Here is a 25,184-nt window from a genome sequence, read left to right as displayed (position 1 = left end):
CAGCCTCGACACTCAGCACCACGCTCATGCGGCGAGCAGCATCATCGACCTTCCGACCGCACTGCCTGCCCCCGTACCTCCACCTCCCCGGGCGATCCGCATCCTTGCCTTTCTGGCGGCTGCGCCTCACGCATATCTGCGCCGACCAACCCGATTCGCCCTCCATCTGGGACGGCTCCGGGTCCACCCGCCCGCCAGCGCCGCGGCATCTCCTGCTCGCTCGTGGGATCAGCTGGGTTCAGACAGCTCGGAGACCAAGCCGTCCGAAGCGCCCCTCCTTCAAGGCCCCTTCCCACCGGCCACGCCGCCCGGGACGAGACATCCACTGGACGACAGCACCGTCCCGAACAACACGATCACACCAACGACACCGAACCAGCGATCCGAAGCCCCCTCTGGGCGCGGCCCGAACCTCACCTCACGACTTCGCGTACGGAACCACCCATCGAGAAACACGCCGGACGCGGCGGCTCAGCGCGGCGCGGCGGTCCGGGCAACGGTGTGGCGTCTTAGGCGGGGTTCACCGGACGCGTCCATAAGCCGATGACGTAGTTTGCTTGAAAGCCGATCCACCTCGGAGGTACCTCGTGGAACAGCACTCGCGGACAGATGCCTACACCGACCGCTACGCTGCCCGTGCCGCCGGCATGGTGCCGTCGGAGATCCGGGCTCTGTTCGCGATGGTGGCCCGCCCCGAGGTCGTGTCGCTCGCGGGCGGCGCGCCGTACGTCTCGGCGCTCCCCCTCGACGCGGTCGGCGAGATGGTCGGCGACCTGGTCGCGGGCAAAGGCGCGGAGGTGCTCCAGTACGGCTCGGCGCAGGGGGACGAGCAGCTGCGCGAGCACATCTGCGAGGTGATGGCCCTCGAAGGGGTCCAGGCGTCCGCGGACGACGTGGTCGTCACCGTCGGAGCCCAGCAGGCACTCGACCTCATCACCAAGATCTTCATCGATCCGGGGGACGTCATCCTCGCCGAGGCGCCGTCCTACGTCGGAGCGCTCGGCACGTTCGCCGCATACCAGGCGGACGTCGTCCACGTCCCGCTGGACGAAGGCGGCCTGATCCCCGCGGCACTCCGCGAGGCTCTCTCCCGCCTCGACAAGGAAGGCCGCCGGGTCAAGTTCATCTACACCGTCCCGACGTTCCAGAATCCCGCGGGCGTCACCCTCACCCAGGCCCGCCGGGCCCAGATCCTCGAGATCTGCGCCGAGTACGACGTACTGATCGTCGAAGACAACCCGTACGGTCTCCTCGGCTTCGACGGCGACCCGATGCGCGCCCTTCGCGCGGACGACGCCGACCGGGTGATCTACCTCGGTTCGTTCTCCAAGACGATCGCCTCCGGGCTCCGCGTCGGCTGGGTGCTGGCCCCGCACGCGGTGCGGACCAAGCTCGTCCTGGCCGCCGAATCCGCGATCCTCTGCCCGTCGAACTTCTCCCAGCTCGCCGTCCGCGAGTATCTGGCCACCCAGCCGTGGCGCGCACAGATCAAGAACTTCCGTGAGCTGTACCGCGCTCGCCGCGACGCGATGCTGGAGTCACTCGACCAGCTGATGCCGGACGGCTGCACCTGGACGAAACCCGCCGGCGGCTTCTTCGTCTGGCTGACCCTCCCCGAGGGCCTCGATTCCAAGGCTATGGCGCCGCGCGCCATAGCCGACCGGGTCGCCTATGTCCCCGGCACCGGCTTCTACGCGGACGGCGGAGGCCGCCAACACATGCGGTTGTCCTACTGCTTCCCGGAACCACACCGGATCCGTGAAGGCGTCCGGCGGCTGGCGGCGGTGGTGGAACAGGAGATCCAGCTGCGAGACACTTTCGGTGGAGCGGCTCGGAGCGGCTCCACCGGTGTCCACACGCCGGGGCCTGACGTCGTCTGAGCCTCATGTTTCACGTGAAACGCGCCGGGCTCCCCGGCGCATTTTACGTTCTCTGAAGGGCAATTGCATTGGAACTCGGGCATGTCGTCGTACTCGCTGGGGGTCTGTCGTATGAGCGCGAGGTCTCACTCCGCTCCGGACGACGAGTCGCGGACGCCCTACGCGCCCTGGAGATCCCCGTCGAACTTCGCGATGCCGACGCCACCCTCCTGGACTCCTTGACCGACGACCCCCCAGATGCGGTGTTCCCCGTCCTGCACGGCGCGGCGGGGGAGGATGGCTCGATTCGCGATGTCCTTGAGCTCCTTGATGTCCGCTATATCGGTGCGCGCCCGGACGCCTGCCGGGTCGCCTGGGACAAGCCGACCGCCAAGTCCGTCGTCCGCCGCGCGGGACTCCAGACTCCCGACTCCGTCGCGCTCCCCAAAGAGGTCTTCCACGATCTCGGAGCCGCGTCCGTCCTGGACCAGATCGTCCGGAGTCTTGGGCTCCCCCTCTTCGTCAAGCCCACCCGCGGCGGCTCGGCTCTTGGTGCCTCCGCCGTCCACGACGCGTCCGAGCTCTCCGCCGCCATGGTCGGCTGTTTCGCGTACGGAGACGCCGCCCTCGTCGAACGCTACGTCCCCGGGACGGAGATCGCGGTCAGCGTCATCGAGCGCGGAGGAAAGGCCACCGCCCTCCCGGCCGTCGAGATCGTCGCGCCTGGCGGACTGTACGACTACACCGCCCGCTACGACGCCGGCGACACCGAGTTCGTCACCCCGGCTCGACTCACGCCCGAAGCGGCCGAACGCGCCACCGCCGCCGCCGTGACCGCCCACCACGCCCTCGGCCTCCGCGACGTCTCCCGAACGGACCTCATCGTCGACGACGAGGGGGAGGTTCATTTCCTTGAGGTCAACGTCGCCCCCGGCATGACAGAGACGAGCCTTCTCCCCCGCGCCGTCAGCGTCGCCGGCCTCGATCTCGGCGAAGTCTGCCGAGACCTCATCCTCGCCCGCTTCTGACCACGCCAGCCGACCAGACAATCGAACCCGACCCACCCTGGACGCCCGGCGCGATCCAGGACCGACAGGCTCACTCGATGGCCCACCACCAAGGCCGCCAGACGGCTCCAAGCGCCTGGCGGCCAGCGTGCGCTCATCACGCACTCCCCACACCTTGATCGCCCCCGCTGCGAGCGCTAGCTCCGAGACGCCACCTCCAACCCCTAATGAAGATCGCTCCGCGCATCCCCAGAAGACGGAAAGCGCGAAGACGAGGACCCGGATCCGGCCGCGCTCCTCCCCGCCTCTCTGCCCGTCGGCTCGGCCACCCGTACTCACGTGCTTCATCTCAAGTGCCACTCAGCCAAGCCATGTTTCACGCGAAACATGAGAGGAGAACTAGCCTCGACGATCCGGGCCCGGCCGTCTCCGAGGGCGATGCCTGCTCCGCAGGCGACACGCAAATCACCCTGTGCCGGTCAAAACCGAAACACGGCGAGCCTCATCCGACCGCGATCGAGACGCGAGTTCCCATCAAGTGCGGGTGGGCCGGGCCGGAGGGCAGCCGTCAGCGATCTACTTGCCGCCCCTACGAGGCGGACGCTCAAGGGTTCGCCCTGCAATAGAGCCCACAAGCCCGGCTCACCGGATGGCACCGAAGAGGCCCCGCCCCCGGGCCCACCCCGGACCCGTATAACCATTGAGCTGGCACCCACGCAGCGGCACCTGACGATGGCGGCGGATGCCGCTCGCCCAGGAAAAGCCCGCACGGCCCTCCAAGATCGCCTCACGTGTTTCCCGTGAAACCTCCCAGCGCCTCCTGTCGGCCCCACCGATCGCCCACCGCAAACGAAGTCGATCTGACGCCCCGCACCCGAAGGGAGGCGAGCCCCCAACTCGTCGTCGACTCCAGGCCACCTCGACCACCAGAATTCGACCACCTTGTCGAGCCGAAGTCGTCGGCGCCGTCGTTCGTGCACACGATCCGCTGCGGGCAGTCTGCCCTAAAGTCCGCGGTAGATAAGGCGCTGGAGGACCTGACCGCAACGGCTCGACCTCGAGCCGCAGCGGATCTTCGTCCTAGCGGTCACGACCATGGCAGATGACGCCCTCTCATCAGCACCGCTACTTAGGGAGCTCTGAGCGTCGAGCGCAACCCAAGCAGATCGCTCATCCCAAACCGAAGTGACCGATCCGTCGAGCGCGGCCGGTCAGCACTGGATCTCCACCACAGGCCGCCTGCATCGGAGCGGGTCGGCCAAGAGATGCTTGCGAGCGAGCATCGTCACCGCAAATCACAGCAAAGCGGCGAGCCGACGACACCCATGAGACGGTCGCAGCCCATCACCTACCAACGGTCGTCCACCACACGAGCCCACCTCGTCCAGTAGCCACCAAAGCCATGGATCACCGTGCGGCCCCCGTCAGCCGCGCTCGAACGGGCTTGTCACCGTCAGATCAGAAGCTGCCCACCCACCGATCCTGACCCGTCACCGCTCCGCCCCGACGACCACCCGCTGTCGGTAATCCAAAGTGTCGACCGGTCATCTGTCGCGCGCCGGATCGTGACGACGACCGCTGGGCGAGCAAGGCGGACGCGACAGCCGGGTCAAACGCGCTAGGCCGACCGGCCCATCCGGGGGAGACCTCCGCCGCTACCCGGCACCGAAGAGGATGGACGGCCAGGCGCACCAACCATCGCCCGTTTTCACCTCTTACCTCCGTCCGCACAGGCGGACACAGAGAAGGCAGAGAAGGCGACCCGGCGGGAGCGACCAGCGAGACGACGGGGGGAGGGCCTCGACCGAGAAGTCACCGGTCGGCACTGGCCGCTGAGCCCACCGAGATCCGCACCCGCCAAACAAAGACTTAAGCAGAAGCAAAAAGCGCCCCGAAGGCCACCAGGCCCGGGGCGCTCAACGCCAAGGAAGGCTACTCCGGCTCGTCCACGGCCTCATCGGGAACCATCGACTTGATGATGCGGTCGAGGTCCTCCAGGGTGGCGAACTCGACGACGATCTTGCCCTTGCTGCGGCCCATGTCGACGCGGACGCGTGTCTCGTAGCGGTCGGAGAGCCGGTCCGCGATCTCCTTGAGGCCCGGTGCGACGGGCTGCTTGCGACGTCCCTGCCGCGGAGCCTTCGGCCCGTCGTCCACCTCGCGGAGGGCGATGAGCTCCTCCAGCGCCCGGACGGACAAACCCTCCTGGACGATGCGCTGCGCCAGGTGCTCCTGCGCCTCAACGCTGTCCAGCGACAACAGCGCCCGCGCGTGCCCGGCGGACAGAACTCCCGCGGCAACACGTCGCTGCACCGCGGGCGGCAGGTTCAGGAGCCGCAGCGTGTTCGTGATGTGCGGACGGGAACGCCCGATCCGACCGGCGAGCTGCTCATGGGTGGCGCCGAAATCCTGGAGGAGCTGCTGATAGGCGGCGGCCTCTTCGAGGGGGTTCAGTTGCTGCCGGTGCAGGTTCTCCATGAGCGCGTCACGGAGCAAGTCGTTGTCACCGGTGTCGCGGACGATGGCGGGGATGACGTCCAGCCCGGCCATCTGGGACGCCCGCCAGCGGCGCTCGCCCATGATGAGCTCATAGTCGTGCTCGCCGGGACCGTCCGCCTTACGGACGACGATCGGCTGGAGGAGTCCTACGATGCCGATCGACTCGGCCAGTTCCTCCAGGGCCTGCTCGTCGAAATGCTCACGCGGCTGACGCGGGTTCACCGTGATCGACCGGACGGGCAGCTCGGCGAAATGGGCGCCGGCGACCGGCTTCATGTCCGGGCCGACGTCCGACCCAGGGCCGTGCGGGCCACCCGGGAAGCCCGGCTCACCCGAAGCGCCCGGTTCCTCGGGCGTGGGAGGAGGCGGGGCGGTGGGGATGAGGGCACCCAGCCCCTTGCCCAGGCCGCGTCGCTGCTGGCTCACTTGGCCGCTCCTCGGTGAGCCATCTCCGAGGCGGCCTCACTGTAGGCGAGCGCACCGCTCGAACCGGGATCGTAGGTCATGACGGATTGGCCGTAGCTCGGTGCCTCGGAGACCCGCACGCTGCGGGGGATCACGGTGTTGAGGACGACGTCGCCGAAATGGTTCCGGACGTCCTCCGCTACCTGCGCGGCGAGGCGCGTCCGGGCGTCGTACATCGTCAGCAGGATCGTCGTGACGTGCAGCTTCGGATTGAGGTGCGCCTTCACGAGGTCGACGGTGCGGATCAGCTGACCGAGTCCCTCCAGCGCGTAGTACTCGCACTGGATCGGGATGAGCAGCTCGTCGCCACCGACGAGGGCGTTCACCGTGAGGAGGCCGAGCGAAGGCGGGCAGTCGATCAGTACATAGTCGAACTTCTCGGTCTCGTAGGCGTCCAACGCGCGGCGCAGCCGCGACTCCCGGGCCACCTTGGAGACGAGTTCGATCTCCGCGCCGGCGAGGTTGAGCGTCGCCGGCGCGCAGAAGAGGTTGGGGATCTCAGGAGCCGGGACGACGATGTCGGCCAGTGCCATGTCCTCGATCAGCACGTCGTAGATCGAGGGGATCTCGGCGTGGTGCTCGACTCCCAACGCGGTGGAGGCGTTCCCTTGCGGGTCGAGGTCGACCACGAGTACCTGGGCGCCGTGCATGGCGAGGGAAGCGGCAAGGTTCACCGAGCTGGTGGTCTTGCCGACGCCGCCCTTCTGGTTGGCGATCGTGATGATCCGGCACTGACCCGGCCGAGGCCACTCCTTGTCCCTGCGGCCCGACATCACCTTGAGTCCGGTGACCGGTGTTTCATGTGAAACCTTGGCGTCCTTGAGCGCCTCGCGCACGAGTTCTGACTCCCCCTGAGATGGTCCCTTGCGCGGACCCGGCGGTTGCGCGCCGACGTGCGTCGGCACATAACCGACGTTCTCCGCGGTACCGGACGTCGTGGTACTCCACATGGCGTGTCCGGACGGCGCGGTGCCCGGGCCCGCCTCCCCCGGCTGTCCGGCGGTGGCCTCGTCCGGAACAGCCTTGTCCTGGCCGTCCATGCCTTCACCGGGTCCGGCTTGTCCGGACGGCTTGTCGTCGGGGGATTCGTCGGCGCGGTCAGGCCAGCCCGGCCCTGGTCCCGTGCTCATGAAGACCTCTTCCTCGACCCTTTAGCGCGCCGGGGCGCGCGTTGTTGTCGCCCGACCGCCCCATCCCGGACGACCTCGCGGTCGGCGACCACACGGATGAGCGTTGTCGGCGGATCGACCATACCGCGCCCGACTTGAAGCAGTTCGGTGGTCCGCACTCCGAACCGCGTCAGTACGGGACGGGCTTCCTCAAGCTCCGCGGCTGCCCGCTCACCTTTCAATGCCAGCAGTTCCCCACCCGGACGAAGCAGCGGAAGCGCCCATTTCGCAAGCCGTTCGAGGGGCGCCACGGCCCGCGCCGTGGCCACGTCCACGGAGAACTCGTCAGCCACGTCCTCCGCCCTGGCCCGGCGGACCTCGACGTTCGGCAGCCGCAGCATGTCAACGCACTCGTTGAGGAACGTCGTACGCCGGAGCAACGGCTCCAGCAGCGTGACCCGCAGATCGGGCCGGACGATCGCGAGGACGACACCCGGCAGACCGGCGCCCGATCCGATGTCCACGACCTGCGCTCCGTCCGGTATCGCCTCGGCCACCACGGCGCAGTTGATCAGGTGCCGTTCCCAGAGCCGGTCGACCTCGCGGGGCCCGATCAGCCCGCGCTCGACACCGGCGTCGGCGAGGAACGCCGCATAGCGCTCCGCGACCGGCAGCGCGTCACCGAAAACCTCCCGTGCGATCCCCACCGTACGAATCGTTCCACAAAAACCAGTGTCGGCGTACACACGAAACGTCCCAGCCCAGAGACCACCTGACCCTTGCGAGATGGTCAGGACCGCCTACCCCTCCGCATATTCGCCGCACTACGGGTAGAGGGAGGATCAGTGTCACCCCGCCTCCCCCCGGAAGGAGCTCCGGCACATGGGAATCGGAGTCAGTCTTGCGTTCATCGCCCTCGGCGCGATCCTCGCGTTCGCCCTTCGCGTCGATCTCAGCGGCGTTGACATTCACCTGGTCGGCTGGATCCTGATCCTGGTCGGGCTGATCAGTATGGGCTTCACTCTCAAGTACACCCGCCCCCGGCGTCGCGCCGGTCGAGTGGTCGGCACGGACCCGGCATATGGCGACGAGCCGGGGACGATCGTCCGCGAAGAGCACATCATTCAGGACCCGCCACCCGGCGGCGGCCCGGCCCAGCGTGTCGAGCGGGTGATCGAGCACCCGGCGGACGAGGCCACATCCCACGGACACCTGGCCCAGGATCCGGCCTACGCGCAGGATCCCGCCCTCGCCCAGGATCCGGCAGAGCAGAACACCACGTCGGTCGCGTCCAACACTCGCCGAATCCCACGCGGACGCGGACGAAGGTAGGCGAAAACCGGCTCGGTGTGTAGTGGGCGGCGGTACACACCGAGCTCCGCAGGGACCCCGTATCGGCCAGGACACGGGGTCCCTGCCCATGCCTATCCACAGAATTCCGTTCTACTTCCCGGCATCTCCGCCAGCCCCGACCATTGACACATGAGCCCGAACGCCTTCCGCAGCACCCCCCAGGGACTACCAACCACAACCAGCCTCATCGCCGCCCTCCCACCGCTCTCGCAGGATCCCACCCATTCCGATCAGCAGCCCCCGCGGCCTGGACGGCGAGGCCATTGCCCTCGTCCGCGAGGGCGAGCACCCACACCAGGTGCATCACAACAGTGCCGCTGTTCTTCACCCCGGGAGCAACCGCAGCGTCGCGACGACATCACCCCACGGGCCTCTCACCCTCCGGCCCCGCGGCCGCCGCCCTCAGCCCAGAGCCTGGCCCACGAGGTGATCAATCAGTAGCCACGCTCCGATGCCGACCATGGCAGTGCCCGACAACCGGCTGATCAGACGCGCCGCAGCGGGCCGCGAGTGCAGAGCCGTGCGCGTAAGCGTGCCCAAGCACAGGTAGAACAAGGCGCACGTGGCCATGAAGGCCGACCCAAGCACGCCGATCTGCACGGCGATCGGCCACGAGCCGCCCGCGTCCGTGAACTGGGGAAGCAACGCGAGGAAGATCAACAATCCCTTGGGGTTAAGCCCGCTGACACCGATCCCACGCAAGAAAGCTCTCCGGTCAGCGCTCCTGTCCGCGTCGCTCACTGCTTCAAGCAGATCCCCGGACGGCAGGCCAGGCCCCCCTTCGCCCTGAAAGCCGCACATCCCGTCAACCGATTCATCCCGCAGAGACCCGCCCACCATCACGCCCGGCAAATCAGCCGAGCCACCACACGACACCCCGGGCGGGCTCGTAACAAAAGTGCCATACCAAACAAAGGAGGGTCGCAGCCGTCTCCCCAGGACGAAGTACAAAACTCTGCCCGATGCCGGCCGCAGCACGGCACCTCGACCCGTTCGCAACACGACACCCGACTTCGACCGGAACGCGGTAGCCGACCCCAACTGCAACGCAGTGCCCGACGTCAGCCGCAAGGCGGTGCCCCACACCGCGCGCGACAGAGCGCCCGACTCCACGCGCAAGCCACGCGATGCGGTACCCGCCACGGTACGCAGGGAGCTGCTCCACACCGTCCGCCGAGCGGTACCCAACACTGGCCGCGAAACGATGCGCGACGTCGGGCGCGACAGCATGCGCGGCGCAGCAATCGACGCCGACCGCGGCGCGATGCACGGCAACGCGCGCAAGGCAGCGCTCGACGCCCACCGCCAGGCGGTAACGACTGTCAGTCGCAACGCGGCGCTCGACACGGACCGCGACGCAGCGCTCGACGACGCGCGCGACGCAGCGCTCGACTTCGCGCACAGGCCACGCGACACGGAGCCCGACACGATACGCAAGAGGCCGCCCCACACCGTCCGCCAAGCGGTACCCAACACTGGCTGCGACGCAGCGCTCGACGACGCGCGCGACGCAGCGTCCGACCTCGCGCACAGGCCACGCGACACGGAGCCCGACACGATACGCAAGAGGCCGCCCCCCACCGTCCGCCAAGCGGTACCCAACACTGGCTGCGACGTGGCGCGCGACGTCGAGCGGAACGAGGTGCTCGACACCATGCCCGACGCGGTGGTCAACGCCGACCGCGGCGCGATGCACGGCAACGCGCGCAAGGCAGCGCTCGACGCCCACCGCCAAGCGGCAATGGACGTCAACCGCAGCGCAGCGCTCGACGCTGGCCGCAAACTGATGCTCGACGGTGCGCACGCAGCTTCCGTCTTCGCGTGTGACAGAGTGGCTGACTTCGCGCGCAGGCCAGGCGACGCGGTACCCGTCACAATACGCAGGGGGCTTCCCCACACCGCCGGACAAGCGGTACCCGGTGCGGGCCGCGACACGGTGCGCGACGTCGGGCGCGACATGGTCCTCGACACCATGCTCGACGCGGTGGTCAACGCCGACCGCCGCGTAATGCCCGACAACGCGCGCACGGCGGCACTCGACGTCCACCGCCAAGCGGTGACGGACGTCAGTCGCAACGCGGTGCTCGATGCGGACCGCGACGCAGCGCTCGACGACGCGCGCGACGCAGCGTCCAAACTCGCGCGCAGGCCACGCGACGCGGTACCCCACGGCGTTCGCGACGCGGTAGCCGACGGCGCGCGCGAGACAGTGTCCGACCTCGCGCGCAGGCCACGCGACGCGGTACCCCACGGCGTTCGCGACGCGGTAGCCGACGGCGCGCGCGAGACAGTGTCCGATCTCGTGCGCTGGCCACACGACGCGGTACCCGGCGCCCTGGGCAAGGGGACGTTCCTTATGGTCCGCGAAGCGGTATCCGACGTGGGCCGCGAGACGATCAGCCACGCGATACGCGGTGAAGTAATCGACGCTGTCCGGGACATGGTGCTCAACGCTGACCGCGATGCTGTACCCGACGGCAGCCGCAAGGCGGCGTTCGACGCTGGCCGCGACGCGGTGCTCGACGTCGTCGGACGCAAGGCGGTACCGGACGTCGGCCGCGAGGCGATGCCCGACACCGCGCGCGTCGCGGCACCCGACTTCGCGCGCAGGCTGCGCAACGCGGAGCCCGACACGGTAAGCAGCGCGGTGCTCATCACCGAGCGGGAGGTACTGGGCGACCTTGGACGCAACGCGACACCACAGTCCATCGGCGACACGAAGCTCAACGCCGGCGAAGCGCCGCTCCACATCCCACGCAACACAGAGCTCGACCACCCGCGCAGGCTACGCAGCGCGGTGCTCATTACCGAGCGGAAGGTGATCGGCCACCTCGGACGCAAGGTGACACCAGGGTTTGTCGGCGACACGATGCTCAACGGCGGCAAAGCACCGCTCCACATCCCGCGCAACATCGAGCTCGACCGCGTCCGCAGGGCACGCAACCCGGTGTTCAACGTAGGCAACGCGGTGTCCGACGCCAAGCGTGAGGTGGTAGGCGACATTGGGCGCAAGGCGACACCAGACACCGTCCGGGGCACGAGGCTCGACGGCGGAAGACGGTGCGACACCGCGCGCGTCGCAGGGCCCGACTTTGTGCGCGGGCCATGCGGCGCGGCTTCCGACGTCGTTCGCAGCGTGGTAGGCGGTACGGTACCCGGCGCCGTGAGCAAGGAGATGTTCCCCAGGGTCGGCGAAGCGGTACTCGACGCGGGTCGCGATGCCCGAGGCGACATGGTGCTCGGCGCCGGGGGCGCCGGTATCTGGTGCGTCGCGGTGGCGGATGCTGGCCGCGAGGCGTTGTCTGGTGGGTTGTCGGATTTGGCTGGGTGAGGGGACGCGGGCTGTACGAAGGTCGTTGCGCCATGCCACATCAGGTAGAGGCCACCGACGATCGTCAGGCCGGTCAGCAGAGCGGGGGATCCAGCGACGAGGGCGCCGACGCCGGCTGCGACGACAAGGGTGACCAGGGCGTAGCCGACGACCAGCCCGCCGACCGCCGAGAGCACCGAGCGGCCTCGTAGTCCGGCGCTGATGATGAACGCCCAGTCCGCCCCCGGGACGACGATGAGCAGCAGGGCGACCGTCCAGAAAGCGAGCAGGGAACCGACGGCCATGAGTACAACCTCCCCCGAAACGGCAGTTGAGGGGAGGATACTTTCGATCAGCGCGAAGATGGTTCTAACTTTTGCTCGATAGCGCGCCTGTAGTGGAAGGATCTTCTATATGGATGCGATCAATCGGAAGATCCTTGCTGCGCTTCAGGAGGACGGTCGCCTAACGATCACGGAGTTGGCGGCGCGAGTCGGGCTCAGCGTGTCGCCGTGCCATCGGCGGCTGAGGGAGTTGGAACGCGACGGGACCATCCGCGGCTATCGGGCGGTGGTCAATCCCACCGCGCTCGGTCTCACGTTCCAGGCGTTGGTGTTCGTGACCATGCGCCAGGAGGACCGCGAGACCTTGCTCGGCTTCGAGGCCGCCGTCGCCCAGGTGCCGGAGGTGGTGCAGGCTCAGCGGCTCTTCGGGGACCCTGACTATCTGCTGCGTATCGTCACAGCGGACCTGACCGCCTACCAGGAGTTGGAAGACGATGTGCTGTCGGCACTGCCGGGCGTGCAGCGGTTGAACTCCACTCTCGTCATGAAGCACATCGTGAGCGACCGTCCACTTCCCACCTGAGGACGCGGGCCGTTGGTGGTGCGCCTCTCGGGGCTGGTCAGGCGACGCCGACGGTCTGCCGTTCCGGTTCGATCACGGCTACGACGCGCTCCTGTCCTCGGGGGTAGGGCGAGCCGGTGTACTTCATGGCCAGGCCGTCGATGATCTCCCAGGCGCTGTCGCCGTCGAGCCAGTCGACGACCCGTCCGCGAATGACGACGGGCTGGAAGGGGTTGTCGACCGGTGCGATGGACAACGCCAGCCGGGGGTCGCGGCGCAGGTTGCGGGCTTTGCGCATGCCCGGGCCGGTGAAGAAGACGATCTGGTCACCATGGGCGCCGACGTAGACGGGGGTGGTGTGGGGCGAGCCGTCCGGCATGACGGTGGCCAGGTGTGCGATCGAGGTGCCGTCGAGGACGCGGCGCACTTCGGGGTCGAGCATCGGTGTTCTCCTTCTAGCGGGGGTTGGCGGCGCGCCAGGCGACGTAGTCGGCGACCGCCGTGGTCATGTCGAAGGTGGGAGTGAAGCCGGTTTCGCGGGAGAGCCGCGTGATGTCGAGGTAGGGGTTCTCGCCGGGGCCGGTCGGCCGTCCAGGCAGGAGATCGAAACGCTGGGCTGGGGTGACCTCTCGCACGGCGTCGGCGAGTTCGCGGTTCGTGAACGGTCGGCCGCTGGAGACGTTGTAGGTGGTGTGCTGCAGGCTTCCCGCGGCCGTCAGCAGGGCGATGGCACGCCCGGCGTCGGGTGCGTAGCAGGTGTCGCCGCCGTCGTCGGCGTACAGCGCCGGCGGCTGCTCCCCGCGCAGAGCCGCGCTGATGTAGGGCGGGATGGGGTTGAACGGTGATTCCGGGTCCATCAACGGTCCCCAGATGCTTCCGATCCGGAGTACGACAGGCTGGACGCCGCTGCCCTGGAGGCTGTGGGTGGTGAGCGGCTCGACGGCCTTCTTGAAGGCGATGATCAGGTGCGGCAGGTCGACGGTGGGCAGCGCGAGGTCCTCATGCCAGCGCGTCTCGGTCCGGCCGATGTAGACGCCGAGGCTGCTGGCGACGGCGAACCTGCGCACGCCCCAGGTGCGGGCGGCCTCCAGCGCGTTCAGCAGACCGGTCGTGTCGGTACGGAAGTAGCGGACCGGGTCCTGGTCGGGGATGGTCCCGGCAAGGTGGACGATGTCGCTGATGGGGTGGCGGTCGGCGAGGGCGAGGAAGGCGTCCCGGTCGGTGACGTCGAGGGGTTCCACGGTGACCCGTCCTGCCAGGAACGAGGGCGCCTCGGTCCGGCGGTGGGACGTGACGACGACTTCGTGGCCGAGGTCGACGAGCGCGCGGGCGGTGTGGGCGCCGATCATGCCGAGCCCTCCGGTGACGAGGATCATCGGGCCACCTCGTAGCGCAGGTGGGTCACGCCGGGCGCCGCAATGACGTCGAGCCGGTGAAGCTGCACGTGCTCGGGCAGCGTCTGGAAGAAGGGCCGGCCGCCGCCGAGCAGGATGGGCACCTGGTGGAGGACCAGCTCGTCGACGAGTCCCTCCTTCAGCGCCTCGGTCACGACGCCCCCGCCCATGAGCCCGACGTTCTTGTCGCCTGCGGCCTCCCGGGCCGCCGCGATCGCGTCCCGGATACCGGTGGTGACCAGGGTCTGCCGGTCGGAGATCTGCGGGGCCGTCCGGTGGCTCAGGACGAACAACCGGGCCGTCGGGTGCGGGCTGCCGCCTCCGAAATGCTCGGAGTCGTCGTAGGTGTTGCGTCCCGCCACGATCGCGCCGACGTTTCCGGCGAGGGCGTCGAAGATCTGGGCGCTGGGTCCGCTCAGCTTGAATCCGTCGAACACCGTGCTGGGCGTGTCGCCATCGAAGTACCAGTCGAACAGCATCGTCGCGTCACCCAGTCCGCGTCCGGCGTCAGGGTCACGCCCGGTGATGTAACCGTCGACCGACACCGCGTGGGCGCAAATGACCTTGCTCATCTGCGTCATCCTTTCGAAGTTCCTTCAAGAGACTCTGTGACCCTAGCATCTGAAGTTCCTTAAGGGAACTCAAATGTCTAGTGTGTGTCTGTTTGCAACGCATGAGCTTCAGGGAGACGGACGGCTCCGTTGCGCTACTTCTCTCGGTGTGGCCGTGAGCTGGTCACAGCTGAATCTGCGCGTGAGACTGCTGCGGACGCCCTGGCCCGGCCACTGCGGCGCCCACTGCTGCTCTACGTCCGAGGTACAGGTCCGAGGTCCAGGTCCAAGGCCTGCCGCACCGCGCCGCGTGCGCTTCGGAGGTGCTCCAGGACACCAGGTGATCGCGAGACGGTGCCTCTGATCGCGACGGTCTGGGGCAGGTTCCTACGGCGGTGACGAGCTGGCAACGGAGCAGTCTGTCCGGTCATGGAGAGGTTCCTGTCGGTCGTCAGGGGAACCCTTTCACAGTGGCGGTTTCGACCGAAGACCGTCGTCATCAGAGTTGGTGACATCAGGTCCGGACTTGGCGCTGACGGCGTCACGCATCCACCGATCTGAGAAGTCGGTGTGTTCTTGCGGAGGGCGTGGAAGAAGCCACACCGGGGAGCTCGTTCGGCATCTGGAGAGTGGGTTCCGCTGCATGGCAGCGCGCGGCGCTCGCCGCCGTACAGGATGCGTGGCGGGCTCGCTCGTGGCCGGGGCGGCATCGTCGTGATTGACGGCAGCCGTCGGGAGATCGAGCGGCGTGTGGCTTGCTCACTGGTCAGCCGGATCGCCGTGTCCTATGAGCGATGGCGTCTATCGCTTTGGGAAGGGGCTGTCGCGTCCTGGGCGACGCCGCGTGGGAGACGACGATCGGCGTCGGCCACGCGCAGCGGGCCGGATTACAGGAATGCGGGAGCGTTCGCCCGCGTGGCGGGGACGGGCGGGTCCCCCTGGGCCGGGATGTGCGCGGTCAGGGGGCGGGGCGACCGGGAGGCGGGGACGTGCCGGGCGTGTCAGGCGGGGTAGACGACGACGTAGCGCTCGGGCTCCTCGCCCTCGGACTCGCTGCGCAGGCCCGCGGCGGCGACCGCGTCGTGGACGACCTTGCGTTCGAACGGGGTCATCGGGGCCAGGGGCTTGGGCTTGCCACCCTGTTTGACCTCGTCGGCGACGTCCGTGCCCATCTTGGTGAGCTCGGCGCGGCGGCGCTCGCGGTAGCCGCCGATGTCGAGCATGAGGCGGGTGCGGTTGCCGGTCTGGCGGTGGACGGCCAGCCGGGTCAGCTCCTGCAGCGCCTCCAGGACCTCACCGCGCTTGCCGACCAGTTCGTCCAGGGAGCCGCCGACGACGGCGACGATCGCGCGCTCGCCCTCGACGTCCATGTCGATGTCGCCGTCGTAGTCACCGATGTCCAGCAGGCCCTCGATGTAGTCGGCGGCGATCTCGCCTTCCTGTTCGAGCGCCTGGACGTCGACCTCGGTGGTGTCGGTCTGGCTCAACGGGGTCTCCTTCTCGGGCAGGGGCTCGGGGTTCAAACTAGCGCTTCTGGCTGCCGCTGCGCTTGCTGCGCGACTTACGGGTCGGCTGATTCCGGACGACCTTGGGCTTGGTGTCCTCGGGCTCGGGGGCCGGTGCGGTGTCCTTCTTGAGCTTCGCCTTGACCCCGGACGAGGTGGACGTGCCCTTCGCGCCGGCCTTGCCCTTGACGGGAGCACCCTTCGCCGGAGCGCCCTTGGCGGGGGTCGTGCCGTTCCCGTCGCCGTTCGCGGCGAGTGGCGGGTACTTCTTGTAGATGTAGTGCTGCTGGGCGAGCGTCCAGCTGTTGGACGTGACCCAGTACATGAGGACGCCGAGGGGGAAGCCCAGTCCGAAGAGGCCGAAGAGGGGAGCGAGGAAGACCATCATCTTCTGCGCCTGCATCATCGGGTTGGCGTCGTCGGTGACGGGCTGGCGCTTCATGCTGGCGCGGACGGTGAAGAACGTGGTGCAGGAGCTGATCACCACCGCGATGGCGGTGACGATGATCGCCGTCCAGCTCTTGGGGTCGGCTCCCCAGGCGTTGAGGAAGGTGTCCGGGATGTGGGCGCCGAAGATGTTCGCGTTCTGGGCGCTCTCGACGAGCTCCCACTTGAGCGCGAAGACGTCGTGGCCCTCCTTGGCGTCCGAGATCCGCTTGAGGGTCTGGAAGAGGCCGATGAAGACCGGCATCTGCACCAGGAGCGGCAGGCAACCTGAGAGCGGGTTGGCGCCGTTCTCCTGGTAGAGCTTCATGACCTCCTGGTTGAGTCGCTGCTTGTCGTTCTTGTATTTCTTACGCAGCGCCTGGACCTTGGGGTTCAGCTCCTGCATCTTGCGCGAGGCATGGATCTGCTTCACGAAGAGGGGGACCATGGCCAGCCGTAGCAGGACGGTCAGCAGGATGATGGAGCCGCCCCAGGCCCATCCACTGTCCTTGGGGACGACGGTGCTCAGCGCTGTGTGGATCCACACAATGAGCTGAGCGACGATCTCGTACAGCCAATCAAGCACCGGGCAGCTCCTTGGGCTCTGCTAGGGCGGGGCCGCTCTCCTCGCGGCCGGAGTTCGAAGAAGCCGCCGTGGACGCCTTCTTCGGCGGTACCGGGTCGTAGCCCCCGGGGTGGAAGGGATGGCACCGGCCGATCCGGCGGGCGGTCAGCCACGTTCCGCGCAGTGCGCCGTGGGTCTGGAGGGCCTCCAGGCCGTAGGCGCTGCAACTGGGCTGGAAGCGGCACTGCTGCCCGAGCAGGGGACTCAAGAAGCGGCGGTAGGCGCGGACGAGGAGGATCAGCACCGTGGCGACGGGGCCTGGCGCCCCTGCCGTGGCGTGCTGGGAGGGGAACGGGTCCCCCTGCCGACTCCTCATCTCCGCCCCTTGGACGCGGGCCGCAGCAGCCGGTCGAGCGCCGACTCCAGATCCGCGGCCAGTTCGTCAGGACGCGCCTTCCCCGCGGCGGGGTTGGCGCGCACTACGAGCAGGCTACCCGCTGGGAGACGGTCCAGGTGCGCGCGCACCTGGTGCCGGAGCCGGCGGCGAACCGAGTTGCGGACGACGGCGTTCCCCACCGTGCGCGCCACGATGAACCCGACCAGCGGCGGTCCGGCCGCTCCGGGGTCCCCTTCCCGGTGGAGCAGGTGGACGACGACGTTCGGCCGTCCGGCGCGGCGACCGCGCCGGACGGCCAGCGTGAAGTCGTCCCGCCGCCGCATCCGGTGCCCGGACGGCAGCATGAGAGGGGTCGTCGATCAGACCGCGATACGGGCGCGGCCCTTGCCGCGCCGCCCGGAGAGAATGGCGCGCCCGGCGCGGGTGCGCATGCGCAGCCGGAAGCCGTGCTTCTTGTGGCGGCGACGGTTGTTCGGCTGGAAAGTACGCTTGCTCACTCGAGGCTCCAGTGCTGCGGTCGGTTCGTCTTCAAGGCGCGATAGCTCGCATCGAGGTTCGCGTCTGGTCCCCCGCAGCGGGGGCCCACCCGTGCTTCCCAGGAGGGGCGGCCGGCGGGCACGCGACAGCTCCGTCGATGCGACTCGACCTCAGAACGTTACGGGCTACCCGGGCACGCGGTCAAACGGAACGGGTGCCGCCGCTTGGGGCAATGACGGGACGGCCTTGCGGGGGTGCGACGAGGTATCCACAGGCCGCCGCGCGCCCATTCGCCCGCCGGGGTCGGTCCTGCTGAAAGGAGTGGCGGGGTGTGTGGATGGGCCAGGTGTGTTGCGGGCTGGGCAAGCAGCGGTTAGGGTCTCTCCGGCGAGCCGACACTCCTTCTGAGCATCCGATGTCGGCATTCATCGTTCGAGACTCCGTTCCAGGACCACCCCCCAGTCACCGCTCCCGTCAATGGCCGTCGCGCCGACGGGGAGCGATCCGATCTCAGCTGTCCGAGTCCGCGCCAGGACTTTTGCACAGGGTGCCGCATGTTCATGCACAGCATGTGGACAACTCTGTGGACAACTCGTGAGAGAGTAAGTCTTCCGCGTCGCGGCCGTGCCCACCGAGGCGGGTCGCAACCCGTGGGGGAGCTGGGCAGTCAGGTACTCCGTTCAGCGGAGTCGTGGGGAGGGGACCTTGCGCATGGACGGTCAGGATCTCGGATCGGTCTGGGCCCGCACCCTCACTGCACTGGCTGAGAGCGACCTTTCTCCTAGCTACCGCGCTTGGTTGCCGATGGTCCGTCCGCTGGCCCTTGTGGAAGGCACTGCGCTCCTCGCGGCGCCGAACGAGTTCGCCAAGGACGCACTGGAGACGCGGCTTCGGAACCTCATCACGCAGGCGCTTTCGCGCGAGTTGGGCAGGGAGATCCGCGTCGCGGTGACCGTCCAGCCGGAGCCGCCTGGTGGAGCTGGGCCGGGCCCCGGCGGTGGCGCGCGCGCGGGAGGGAGCGAGCCGCTATCCGCGCCGGTGCACGAATCTGCACCTTCTTATAGCGATCGTCCCTCCGATGAACACGATCGAGACCGTTCCTACACGGACCAGTCATATGGGGACCGGTCCTACCCCGAGCAGCCGTACAACGATCCGGGGTACAGGACGCAGTCGGGAGTTACCCACAACCCTGGGTCCGCCGGTGGATATCCACAGGCGGACGAGGATCGTGGATGGCCGCAGCGGGAGGCCGAGCACGGCGGCGGCTATCCGCCCGCTCCGCGTCCGCCCGCATACGGAGGACGGGGCGCACCGTTCGACGGACGAGGCGGCCAGGGATATCCAGGCGGACGCGGACGCCCGCCCGGAGGCGGCGGATCGGAAGGCTACAGCGGCTCCGAAGGCTACGGCGGCCCAGAGGGTTATGGGAAAGGCCCAGAGAACTATGGTCCCGGGCCAGAGGGATACGGAGGAGGTGCAGAAGGCTACGGAGGGGAGCTTCCAGGACGGCCTCCGCATGCGCCTTCGCATCTGAACGACCGGACTCTGGGACCGCTCCGGCCCGCAGGCCGCGCCGAGTCCCCGCAGGGGCCAGAGAACCAGCTGGGTGGCGAGCCTCCGCTAGGGCTCGGGGACGATCCGTACAAGAGCGCCGGGCCTGCGGATAAGTACCGTCCAGAGGAGCCTTATCGCGGGGAAGAGCCCTACCGCGGAGAAGAGCCCTATCGGGCAGAGGCCGGCTACCGGGACGAGGAGGCCGACGACACGCGCGGCCGCGGTCCAGGCCCCGGAGGACCGGGTGGCGGCGGCCCAGGGCCTGGCGGAAGCGGCCCGGGCCCGGTCGGAAGCGCCCCCGGTGCGCCGGGTGTCGCGCCGGGTGTCTCCGGGGCGCCTGGCGGCGGGTCCGGTTCCTCCGGCGGAGGCCCGGGGTCCGGCGCGTCCGAGCACGCCCGTCTCAACCCGAAGTACACGTTCGAGACCTTCGTCATCGGTTCGTCCAACCGGTTCGCGCATGCCGCCGCCGTCGCGGTCGCCGAGCAGCCGGCCAAGGCGTACAACCCGTTGTTCATCTACGGGGACTCCGGTCTCGGCAAGACGCACCTCCTCCACGCCATCGGGCATTACGCGCAAAGTCTCTTCAATGGCGCGCGTGTCCGTTATGTAAGCTCTGAGGAGTTCACGAACGACTTCATCAACTCGATCCGGGACGGAAAGGCCGATGGCTTCCGGCGCCGGTACCGGGATGTGGACATCCTCCTCGTCGACGACATCCAGTTCCTTGAGGGCAAGGAGCAGACGCAGGAGGAGTTCTTCCACACCTTCAACACGCTCCACAACGCGAGCAAGCAGATCGTGATCTCCAGTGATCGTCCCCCTAAGGAGCTGGTGACGTTGGAGGACCGCCTCCGCAACCGCTTCGAGTGGGGTCTGACGACGGACGTCCAGCCGCCCGAGCTGGAGACGCGGATCGCGATCCTGCAGAAGAAGGCGCGGCAGGAGGGACTCGCCGCGCCGCCCGACGTGCTGGAGTTCATCGCCTCGCAGATCGCGACGAACATCCGCGAGCTGGAGGGCGCGCTGATCCGGGTCACGGCGTTCGCGAGCCTGAACCGGCAGTCGGTGGACATGAAGCTGGCGGAGATCGTCCTGAAGGACCTCATCCCCAACGACTCCGGCCCGGAGATCACCGCGGCGATGATCATGGCGCAGACGGTCGAGTACTTCGGGACGACGATCGAGGACCTCTGCGGGCCGTCGCGGTCGCGGATGCTGGTGACGGCCCGGCAGATCGCGATGTACCTGTGCCGGGAGTTGACCGAGCTGTCCCTCCCCAAGATCGGCCAGCAGTTCGGGGGGCGCGACCACACGACGGTCATGCACGCCGAGCGCAAGATCCGGTCGCTCATGGCCGAGCGCCGCGCCATCTACAACCAGGTGACGGAACTGACCGGGCGCATCAAGCACCAGGCCCGCAAGCGCTGACGGCCCCCTCCGGCCGGGGCAGGGGCCTCGCATCGGGCGAGTGTTGCCGGACCGATGCCGGGCCGACGGTGACCCCCTCTGACGGTTGTGGAAGGCTCACGGACAGCTGTCCGACGGTTGTGGAAAGCTCGCAAGAGCCCACGCGGCGGCTGTGGACGGCCGGGCGGAGCCGCCTCCGACCCGGACCGACCCCGTTTCGCTCGTCCAAAGCAGGAGGAACACCGAAAAACGCGACGTATCACGGGGGACGCCATTCACAGCCTGGGGAAAACCCTGGGGATCCCCGTGGATAAGCCAGGGGAAAACCTGCGGACAACCTGAGGACGACTCGTGGACGCATTGTGGAACGGCTGGGGACGGCCACCCGGCATCATGGGGACGAACTCGTGGACAGCCTGGGGACTTCCTGGGGACGGCCTGGGGACGAGTTCGACGATCACCCGTCATTGTCGCCGGGACCGCGCCGGGCGGGGAGAACCTGCGGAGAACTCGTGGACAACCGGGGGATGACGTGAGGATGACGTGTGGGGACGGAATCGCCGTCCCCAGGCGGCGCCGCGCCGTCCACGGCCCATGCACAGCCCCCGTGGACAGAGATTCGCGCCCTCACCTGCGACGATGCGTGATATCCACACTATCCACGGCCCCTATGACTAGTACTGCTCTACTTCTCTATCCAAGAAAAGATCCATCTCAAGTCAGGGCCTGGGGACAACGTGCCCCGGGTGCGCCGATCACGATCTCTCCACCTCACCCTTGTCCGAAACCTGCAGGAGGCGGGTCCCCTTGAAGTTCCGCATCGACAGAGACGCCCTTGCCGACGCCGTCGCCTGGACGGCGCGTACGCTCCCGGTCCGGCCCCCGGTTCCGGTGCTCGCGGGCATGCACATCGTCGCCGGGGGTGGAGAACACAGCGACCGGCTGAAGCTCTCTGCGTTCGACTACGAGGTCTCCGCCCAGGTGTCCACCGACATCGACGTGGAGGAGGCGGGCACCGCGCTGGTGTCCGGCCGCCTGCTCGCCGAGATCTCGCGCAGCCTTCCTCCCCACCCTGTGGAGGTGTCCACCGACGGGGCGAAGGTGATGCTCCGTTGCGGCAGCGCGAAGTTCACACTCCTCACCATGCCTGTGGAGGACTACCCGACCCTTCCGGAGATGCCGCCGGCCGCGGGCGCGGTGGGCAGCGACGAGTTCGCCGCCGCCGTCGCGCAGGTCGCCATCGCCGCGGGCAAGGACGACACCATCCCGATGCTGACCGGCGTTCGCGTGGAGATCGAGGGCGAGACCGTCACGCTCGCGTCCACCGACCGCTACCGGCTGGCCGTCCGGGAGCTGCACTGGAAGCCCGAGCGGCCGGACTTCTCCGCCGTCGCGCTGGTCCCGGCGAAGACGCTGGCCGACACCGCCAAGTCGCTGACCTCGGGCGCCGAGGTGTCGATCGCGCTCGCCGGGACGGGCGGGACCGGCGAGGGCATGATCGGCTTCGAGGGCGGCGGCCGCCGCACGACCTCACGGCTGCTGGACGGCGACTTCGTCAAGTACCGGTCGCTGCTGCCGAGCGAGTACGCGGGCCTGGCCGAGATCCAGACCGCCCCGTTCATCGAGGCCGTCAAGCGCGTGTCGCTCGTCGCCGAGCGGAACACCCCTGTGCGGCTCTCGTTCAGCCAGGGCGAGGTCGTCCTGGAGGCCGGGACCGGCGACGAGGCACAGGCCGTGGAGGCGCTGGAGGCGACGCTGGAGGGCGACGACATCGACATCGCCTTCAACCCCGGGTTCCTGCTCGACGGGCTCTCCGCGATCGGCTCGGACGTCGCCCGGCTGTCCTTCACGACCCCGACCAAGCCCGCCGTGCTCACCGGCAAGCCGCCGCAGGACGGGGAGAACCCGAACTACCGTTATCTGATCATGCCTGTGCGGTTGTCTGGGTAAGGCCGGTCTCCGGGGCATACAAGGGGACGACCACCCCGCGGGGGAGCCGCCCCCGCGGGCGCCCGCGCACGGGAGATGGGACCCGGCGCACGGGCGGACGGGCTACGCAGGGGAGTGAGCGATGGAACTGGGGATCATCGGCCTGGGCAAGATGGGCGGCAACATGGCCGAGCGGCTGCGCCGGGGCGGCCACACGGTCGTCGGCTACGACCGCGATCCCGATGTCAGCGACGTCGGCTCGATCGAGGAGCTCGTCGAACGGCTGACACCGCCGCGCGCCGTGTGGGTGATGGTGCCCGCCGGGAAGCCGACCGCGGACACCGTCCACAGGCTGGGGGAGATCCTCCAGCGAGGCGACCTGGTCGTCGACGGCGGGAATTCACACTATGTGGACGACCGCAAGCACGGTGAGGAGCTGGCCGCCAAGGGCATCGGCTTCGTCGACTGCGGTGTCAGCGGCGGCGTGTGGGGGCTGGAGAACGGCTACGCCCTCATGGTCGGCGGCGACGAGGACAACGTGAAGCGGCTCATGCCGGTCTTCGAGACCCTCAAGCCCGAGGGCGAGTTCGGCTTCGTCCACTCCGGCAAGATCGGGGCCGGGCACTTCGTGAAGATGGTCCACAACGGCATCGAGTACGCGATGATGCAGGCGTTCGGCGAGGGGTACGAGCTGATCGAGGCCAGCGACGTCGTCACGAACATCCCAGAGACGTTCCGCAGCTGGCAGGAGGGCACGGTCATCCGGTCCTGGCTGCTGGACCTGATGAACCGGACGCTGGCGAACGATCCGGAGCTGGACGACATCCGCGGCTACGCCAACGACTCCGGCGAGGGCCGCTGGACCGTCCAGGCCGCCGTCGACCACGCGGTCCCGCTGCCGGCGATCACCGCGTCCCTCTACGCCCGCTTCGCCTCCCGCCAGGACGACTCGCCGACGATGCGGGTGGTGGCGGCGCTCCGCAACCAGTTCGGCGGCCACGCCGTGGAGGAGGCGAAGGGTGCCGACTCCCCCGGCGCCGACGTGAAACCGCCCGCTGTGTGAGCCGGCGCCGTCCGAGCCTCGATCGGACGGAGTTATCCACAGGCGTGGACGACTTATCCCCTGCCCGCCGGAGCGTCCGGCTCCGGCTACGCGGGCTGGCGGGCGGGGGGTGTGTGGGGCGGGTGAGCACCGGAAGGCCCTACGCTCGTGTTTCGTGCACGTCGCCCACCTCTCCCTCCAGGACTTCCGCTCGTACGCCACTGCCGAGGTGGCGATCGAGCCGGGGGTGACCACGTTCGTGGGCCCCAACGGGCAGGGCAAGACGAACCTGGTCGAGGCCATCGGCTACGTCGCCGCACACGGCAGTCACCGGGCGTCCACCGATGCCCCCCTCGTCCGGCACGGCGCGCCGCGCGCGATCGTCCGGGCCGGGGTGGTGAAGGACGACCGCAAGGCGCTGATCGAGCTTGAGATCAACCCCGGGAAGGCGAACCGGGCCAGGCTGAACCGCTCCCCCGTCCCCAGGCCGCGGGAGATCCTGGGGATGCTGCGGACGGTCCTGTTCGCCCCCGAGGACCTCACGCTGGTGAAGGGCGATCCGGGGGAGCGGCGGCGGTTCATGGACGAGCTGCTGACGGCCCGTGCCCCGCGCTTCGCCGGCGTCCGGTCCGACTATGACCGTGTCCTCAAGCAGCGCAACGCCCTGCTGAAGTCGGCGGCGGCGCACCGGCGCTCCCCCGGCCCCGAGGTGCTGGCCACGCTGGACGTGTGGGACTCCCATCTCGCCCGGACGGGCTCCGAGTTGCTGGCCGCGCGCCTGGACCTGGTGGCCGCGATCCGTCCACTCGTCGCGCGCGCGTATGCGGCCCTTGCGCCTGCCAGTAGCGCTGTGGACCTTTACTACAAGAGCTCCTTGGGGGACACGGAGTTGTCCACAGACCGTGGACAACTGGCCGAGCAGATGCTCACGGCCGTGGCCGATGCCCGGAAGCAGGAGCTGGAGCGCGGTGTCAGCCTTGTGGGCCCGCACCGGGACGAGCTCGTCCTGCGGCTGGGGGAGCTGCCCGCCCGCGGGTACGCCAGCCACGGCGAGTCGTGGTCGTTCGCGCTCGGGCTGCGGCTCGGCGCGTTCGACCTGCTCCGCGCGGACGGTGACGACCCCGTCCTGATCTTGGACGACGTGTTCGCCGAGCTGGACACCGGCCGCCGCAGCCGCCTCGCGGAGATGGTCGCGCCGGCCGAGCAGGTCCTGATCACGGCGGCCGTCCCCGCGGACGTCCCGGCCGAATTGACCGGGGGCTCGTATACCGTCTCGGACGGTCAGGTCGTTCGCGAGCGGACCGGGCCTCAGTCTTGATCCAGACCGCGATCCCGGGCGGCGACGCCCGCGAAGCGGACCTGTTCCGGAGCCGGTCCCAGCCTGGGAGGAGAGAACGCCATGGCGGACGATCCACAGGATGTGCATAACTCCCCCGAACCCGTGGATCCCGCGGCATCGGCGGAATCGGCAGAATCGGCCGCATCC

Annotated in this window: 21 protein-coding genes and 1 pseudogene; 9 read left to right on the top strand and 13 right to left on the bottom strand. The window is 68.7% G+C overall.

Going from position 1 to position 25,184, the window contains the following annotated elements; genetic code table 11:
• The first annotated feature begins 557 nt into the window (after positions 1-557).
• Positions 558-1,880 carry an aminotransferase-like domain-containing protein gene (locus tag AGRA3207_RS20735; protein ID WP_420830760.1) on the top strand — a complete coding sequence of 441 codons (1,323 nt, stop codon included), beginning with the start codon at positions 558-560 and terminating at the stop codon, positions 1,878-1,880.
• A gap of 68 nt (positions 1,881-1,948) precedes the next feature.
• Positions 1,949-2,887: a D-alanine--D-alanine ligase family protein gene (locus tag AGRA3207_RS20730; RefSeq protein WP_231328700.1), complete on the top strand. Its 939-nt coding sequence runs from the start codon at positions 1,949-1,951 to the stop codon at positions 2,885-2,887.
• Between the two features lie 1,911 nt (positions 2,888-4,798).
• Here AGRA3207_RS20730 and AGRA3207_RS20725 read toward each other — a convergent pair.
• The 3 genes from AGRA3207_RS20725 to rsmG form a co-directional block, all read right to left on the bottom strand.
• Entirely contained in the window at positions 4,799-5,791 is a 993-nt protein-coding gene (locus tag AGRA3207_RS20725) for a ParB/RepB/Spo0J family partition protein (protein WP_231328699.1), read from the bottom strand.
• Positions 5,788-6,603 carry a ParA family protein gene (locus AGRA3207_RS20720; RefSeq protein WP_231336335.1) on the bottom strand — a complete coding sequence of 272 codons (816 nt, stop codon included), beginning with the start codon at positions 6,601-6,603 and terminating at the stop codon, positions 5,788-5,790. Before AGRA3207_RS20720 ends, AGRA3207_RS20725 begins: the two co-directional genes overlap by 4 nt.
• Positions 6,604-6,956: 353 nt before the next feature.
• Entirely contained in the window at positions 6,957-7,646 is a 690-nt protein-coding gene (rsmG, locus tag AGRA3207_RS20715; RefSeq protein ID WP_231328698.1) for a 16S rRNA (guanine(527)-N(7))-methyltransferase RsmG, read from the bottom strand.
• A gap of 175 nt (positions 7,647-7,821) precedes the next feature.
• On the opposite strand from rsmG, the gene AGRA3207_RS20710 reads away from it, so the two are divergent.
• On the top strand, positions 7,822-8,271 hold the full coding sequence (locus AGRA3207_RS20710) for a DUF6458 family protein (protein WP_231328697.1): 450 nt from the start codon (positions 7,822-7,824) through the stop codon (positions 8,269-8,271).
• Positions 8,272-8,694: 423 nt separating this feature from the next.
• Here the strand turns inward: AGRA3207_RS20710 and AGRA3207_RS20705 are convergent, their stop codons facing one another.
• Positions 8,695-9,033, bottom strand: coding sequence for a LysE family translocator (locus AGRA3207_RS20705; RefSeq protein ID WP_231336334.1), 339 nt, complete (start codon positions 9,031-9,033; stop codon positions 8,695-8,697).
• A 310-nt stretch (positions 9,034-9,343) separates the two neighbouring features.
• On the opposite strand from AGRA3207_RS20705, the gene AGRA3207_RS20700 reads away from it, so the two are divergent.
• The gene (locus AGRA3207_RS20700) at positions 9,344-11,623 is read left to right on the top strand and encodes a hypothetical protein (protein WP_231328696.1); all 2,280 of its coding nucleotides are present in this window, start codon (positions 9,344-9,346) and stop codon (positions 11,621-11,623) included.
• A gap of 56 nt (positions 11,624-11,679) precedes the next feature.
• On the opposite strand, the pseudogene AGRA3207_RS20695 reads toward AGRA3207_RS20700, so the two are convergent.
• Positions 11,680-11,907 (bottom strand): annotated as a pseudogene (locus AGRA3207_RS20695) (LysE family translocator); the annotation flags it as partial.
• 109 nt (positions 11,908-12,016) lie between these two features.
• On the opposite strand from AGRA3207_RS20695, the gene AGRA3207_RS20690 reads away from it, so the two are divergent.
• The gene (locus AGRA3207_RS20690; RefSeq protein ID WP_231328695.1) at positions 12,017-12,469 is read left to right on the top strand and encodes an Lrp/AsnC family transcriptional regulator; all 453 of its coding nucleotides are present in this window, start codon (positions 12,017-12,019) and stop codon (positions 12,467-12,469) included.
• A 37-nt stretch (positions 12,470-12,506) separates the two neighbouring features.
• Here AGRA3207_RS20690 and AGRA3207_RS20685 read toward each other — a convergent pair whose 3' ends face one another.
• The 8 genes from AGRA3207_RS20685 to rpmH form a co-directional block, all read right to left on the bottom strand.
• Entirely contained in the window at positions 12,507-12,890 is a 384-nt protein-coding gene (locus AGRA3207_RS20685) for a PPOX class F420-dependent oxidoreductase (protein WP_231328694.1), read from the bottom strand.
• A 13-nt stretch (positions 12,891-12,903) separates the two neighbouring features.
• Positions 12,904-13,824, bottom strand: coding sequence for an NAD-dependent epimerase/dehydratase family protein (locus AGRA3207_RS20680; RefSeq protein WP_231328693.1), 921 nt, complete (start codon positions 13,822-13,824; stop codon positions 12,904-12,906).
• Positions 13,821-14,414: a dihydrofolate reductase family protein gene (locus tag AGRA3207_RS20675; RefSeq protein ID WP_231328692.1), complete on the bottom strand. Its 594-nt coding sequence runs from the start codon at positions 14,412-14,414 to the stop codon at positions 13,821-13,823. The genes AGRA3207_RS20680 and AGRA3207_RS20675 overlap by 4 nt, the downstream gene beginning before the upstream one ends.
• Positions 14,415-15,394: 980 nt before the next feature.
• The gene (locus tag AGRA3207_RS20670) at positions 15,395-15,880 is read right to left on the bottom strand and encodes a Jag family protein (RefSeq protein ID WP_231328691.1); all 486 of its coding nucleotides are present in this window, start codon (positions 15,878-15,880) and stop codon (positions 15,395-15,397) included.
• A gap of 37 nt (positions 15,881-15,917) precedes the next feature.
• Positions 15,918-16,910, bottom strand: a complete 993-nt coding sequence (gene yidC / locus AGRA3207_RS20665) for a membrane protein insertase YidC (RefSeq protein ID WP_231328690.1) — start codon at positions 16,908-16,910, stop codon at positions 15,918-15,920.
• The gene (gene yidD, locus AGRA3207_RS20660; RefSeq protein ID WP_231328689.1) at positions 16,903-17,265 is read right to left on the bottom strand and encodes a membrane protein insertion efficiency factor YidD; all 363 of its coding nucleotides are present in this window, start codon (positions 17,263-17,265) and stop codon (positions 16,903-16,905) included. Before yidD ends, yidC begins: the two co-directional genes overlap by 8 nt.
• Positions 17,262-17,630: a ribonuclease P protein component gene (rnpA, locus tag AGRA3207_RS20655; RefSeq protein WP_231328688.1), complete on the bottom strand. Its 369-nt coding sequence runs from the start codon at positions 17,628-17,630 to the stop codon at positions 17,262-17,264. The genes yidD and rnpA overlap by 4 nt, the downstream gene beginning before the upstream one ends.
• Positions 17,631-17,645: 15 nt before the next feature.
• Positions 17,646-17,783, bottom strand: coding sequence for a 50S ribosomal protein L34 (rpmH, locus tag AGRA3207_RS20650; RefSeq protein ID WP_131736510.1), 138 nt, complete (start codon positions 17,781-17,783; stop codon positions 17,646-17,648).
• Between the two features lie 691 nt (positions 17,784-18,474).
• Here rpmH and dnaA point away from each other — a divergent pair.
• From dnaA to recF, 4 genes are all read left to right on the top strand, one after another.
• Positions 18,475-20,748 carry a chromosomal replication initiator protein DnaA gene (gene dnaA / locus AGRA3207_RS20640; protein ID WP_273700062.1) on the top strand — a complete coding sequence of 758 codons (2,274 nt, stop codon included), beginning with the start codon at positions 18,475-18,477 and terminating at the stop codon, positions 20,746-20,748.
• A 786-nt stretch (positions 20,749-21,534) separates the two neighbouring features.
• Positions 21,535-22,677 (top strand): DNA polymerase III subunit beta, encoded by a 1,143-nt coding sequence (gene dnaN / locus AGRA3207_RS20635; RefSeq protein ID WP_231328687.1) that lies wholly within the window; start codon positions 21,535-21,537, stop codon positions 22,675-22,677.
• Between the two features lie 121 nt (positions 22,678-22,798).
• Positions 22,799-23,719 (top strand): phosphogluconate dehydrogenase (NAD(+)-dependent, decarboxylating), encoded by a 921-nt coding sequence (gene gnd, locus AGRA3207_RS20630; RefSeq protein ID WP_231328686.1) that lies wholly within the window; start codon positions 22,799-22,801, stop codon positions 23,717-23,719.
• Between the two features lie 154 nt (positions 23,720-23,873).
• Positions 23,874-25,016 (top strand): DNA replication/repair protein RecF, encoded by a 1,143-nt coding sequence (gene recF, locus AGRA3207_RS20625; protein WP_231328685.1) that lies wholly within the window; start codon positions 23,874-23,876, stop codon positions 25,014-25,016.
• Positions 25,017-25,184 lie beyond the last annotated feature (168 nt).

The organism is Actinomadura graeca, assembly GCF_019175365.1.
Lineage (GTDB): Bacteria > Actinomycetota > Actinomycetes > Streptosporangiales > Streptosporangiaceae > Spirillospora > Spirillospora graeca.
This window is presented reverse-complemented; position numbering and strand designations above follow the sequence as displayed.

Bases quoted from the DNA above. Each gene is read 5' to 3' on its own strand.
- AGRA3207_RS20680 (WP_231328693.1), bottom strand. From the start codon at position 13,824: ATGATCCTCGTCACCGGAGGGCTCGGCATGATCGGCGCCCACACCGCC.
- AGRA3207_RS20710 (WP_231328697.1), top strand. From the start codon at position 7,822: ATGGGAATCGGAGTCAGTCTTGCGTTCATCGCCCTCGGCGCGATCCTC.
- AGRA3207_RS20675 (WP_231328692.1), bottom strand. From the start codon at position 14,414: ATGAGCAAGGTCATTTGCGCCCACGCGGTGTCGGTCGACGGTTACATC.
- AGRA3207_RS20720 (WP_231336335.1), bottom strand. From the start codon at position 6,603: ATGTCGGGCCGCAGGGACAAGGAGTGGCCTCGGCCGGGTCAGTGCCGG.
- AGRA3207_RS20690 (WP_231328695.1), top strand. From the start codon at position 12,017: ATGGATGCGATCAATCGGAAGATCCTTGCTGCGCTTCAGGAGGACGGT.
- dnaA (WP_273700062.1), top strand. From the start codon at position 18,475: ATGGACGGTCAGGATCTCGGATCGGTCTGGGCCCGCACCCTCACTGCA.
- rnpA (WP_231328688.1), bottom strand. From the start codon at position 17,630: ATGCTGCCGTCCGGGCACCGGATGCGGCGGCGGGACGACTTCACGCTG.
- AGRA3207_RS20685 (WP_231328694.1), bottom strand. From the start codon at position 12,890: ATGCTCGACCCCGAAGTGCGCCGCGTCCTCGACGGCACCTCGATCGCA.
- yidD (WP_231328689.1), bottom strand. From the start codon at position 17,265: ATGAGGAGTCGGCAGGGGGACCCGTTCCCCTCCCAGCACGCCACGGCA.
- gnd (WP_231328686.1), top strand. From the start codon at position 22,799: ATGGAACTGGGGATCATCGGCCTGGGCAAGATGGGCGGCAACATGGCC.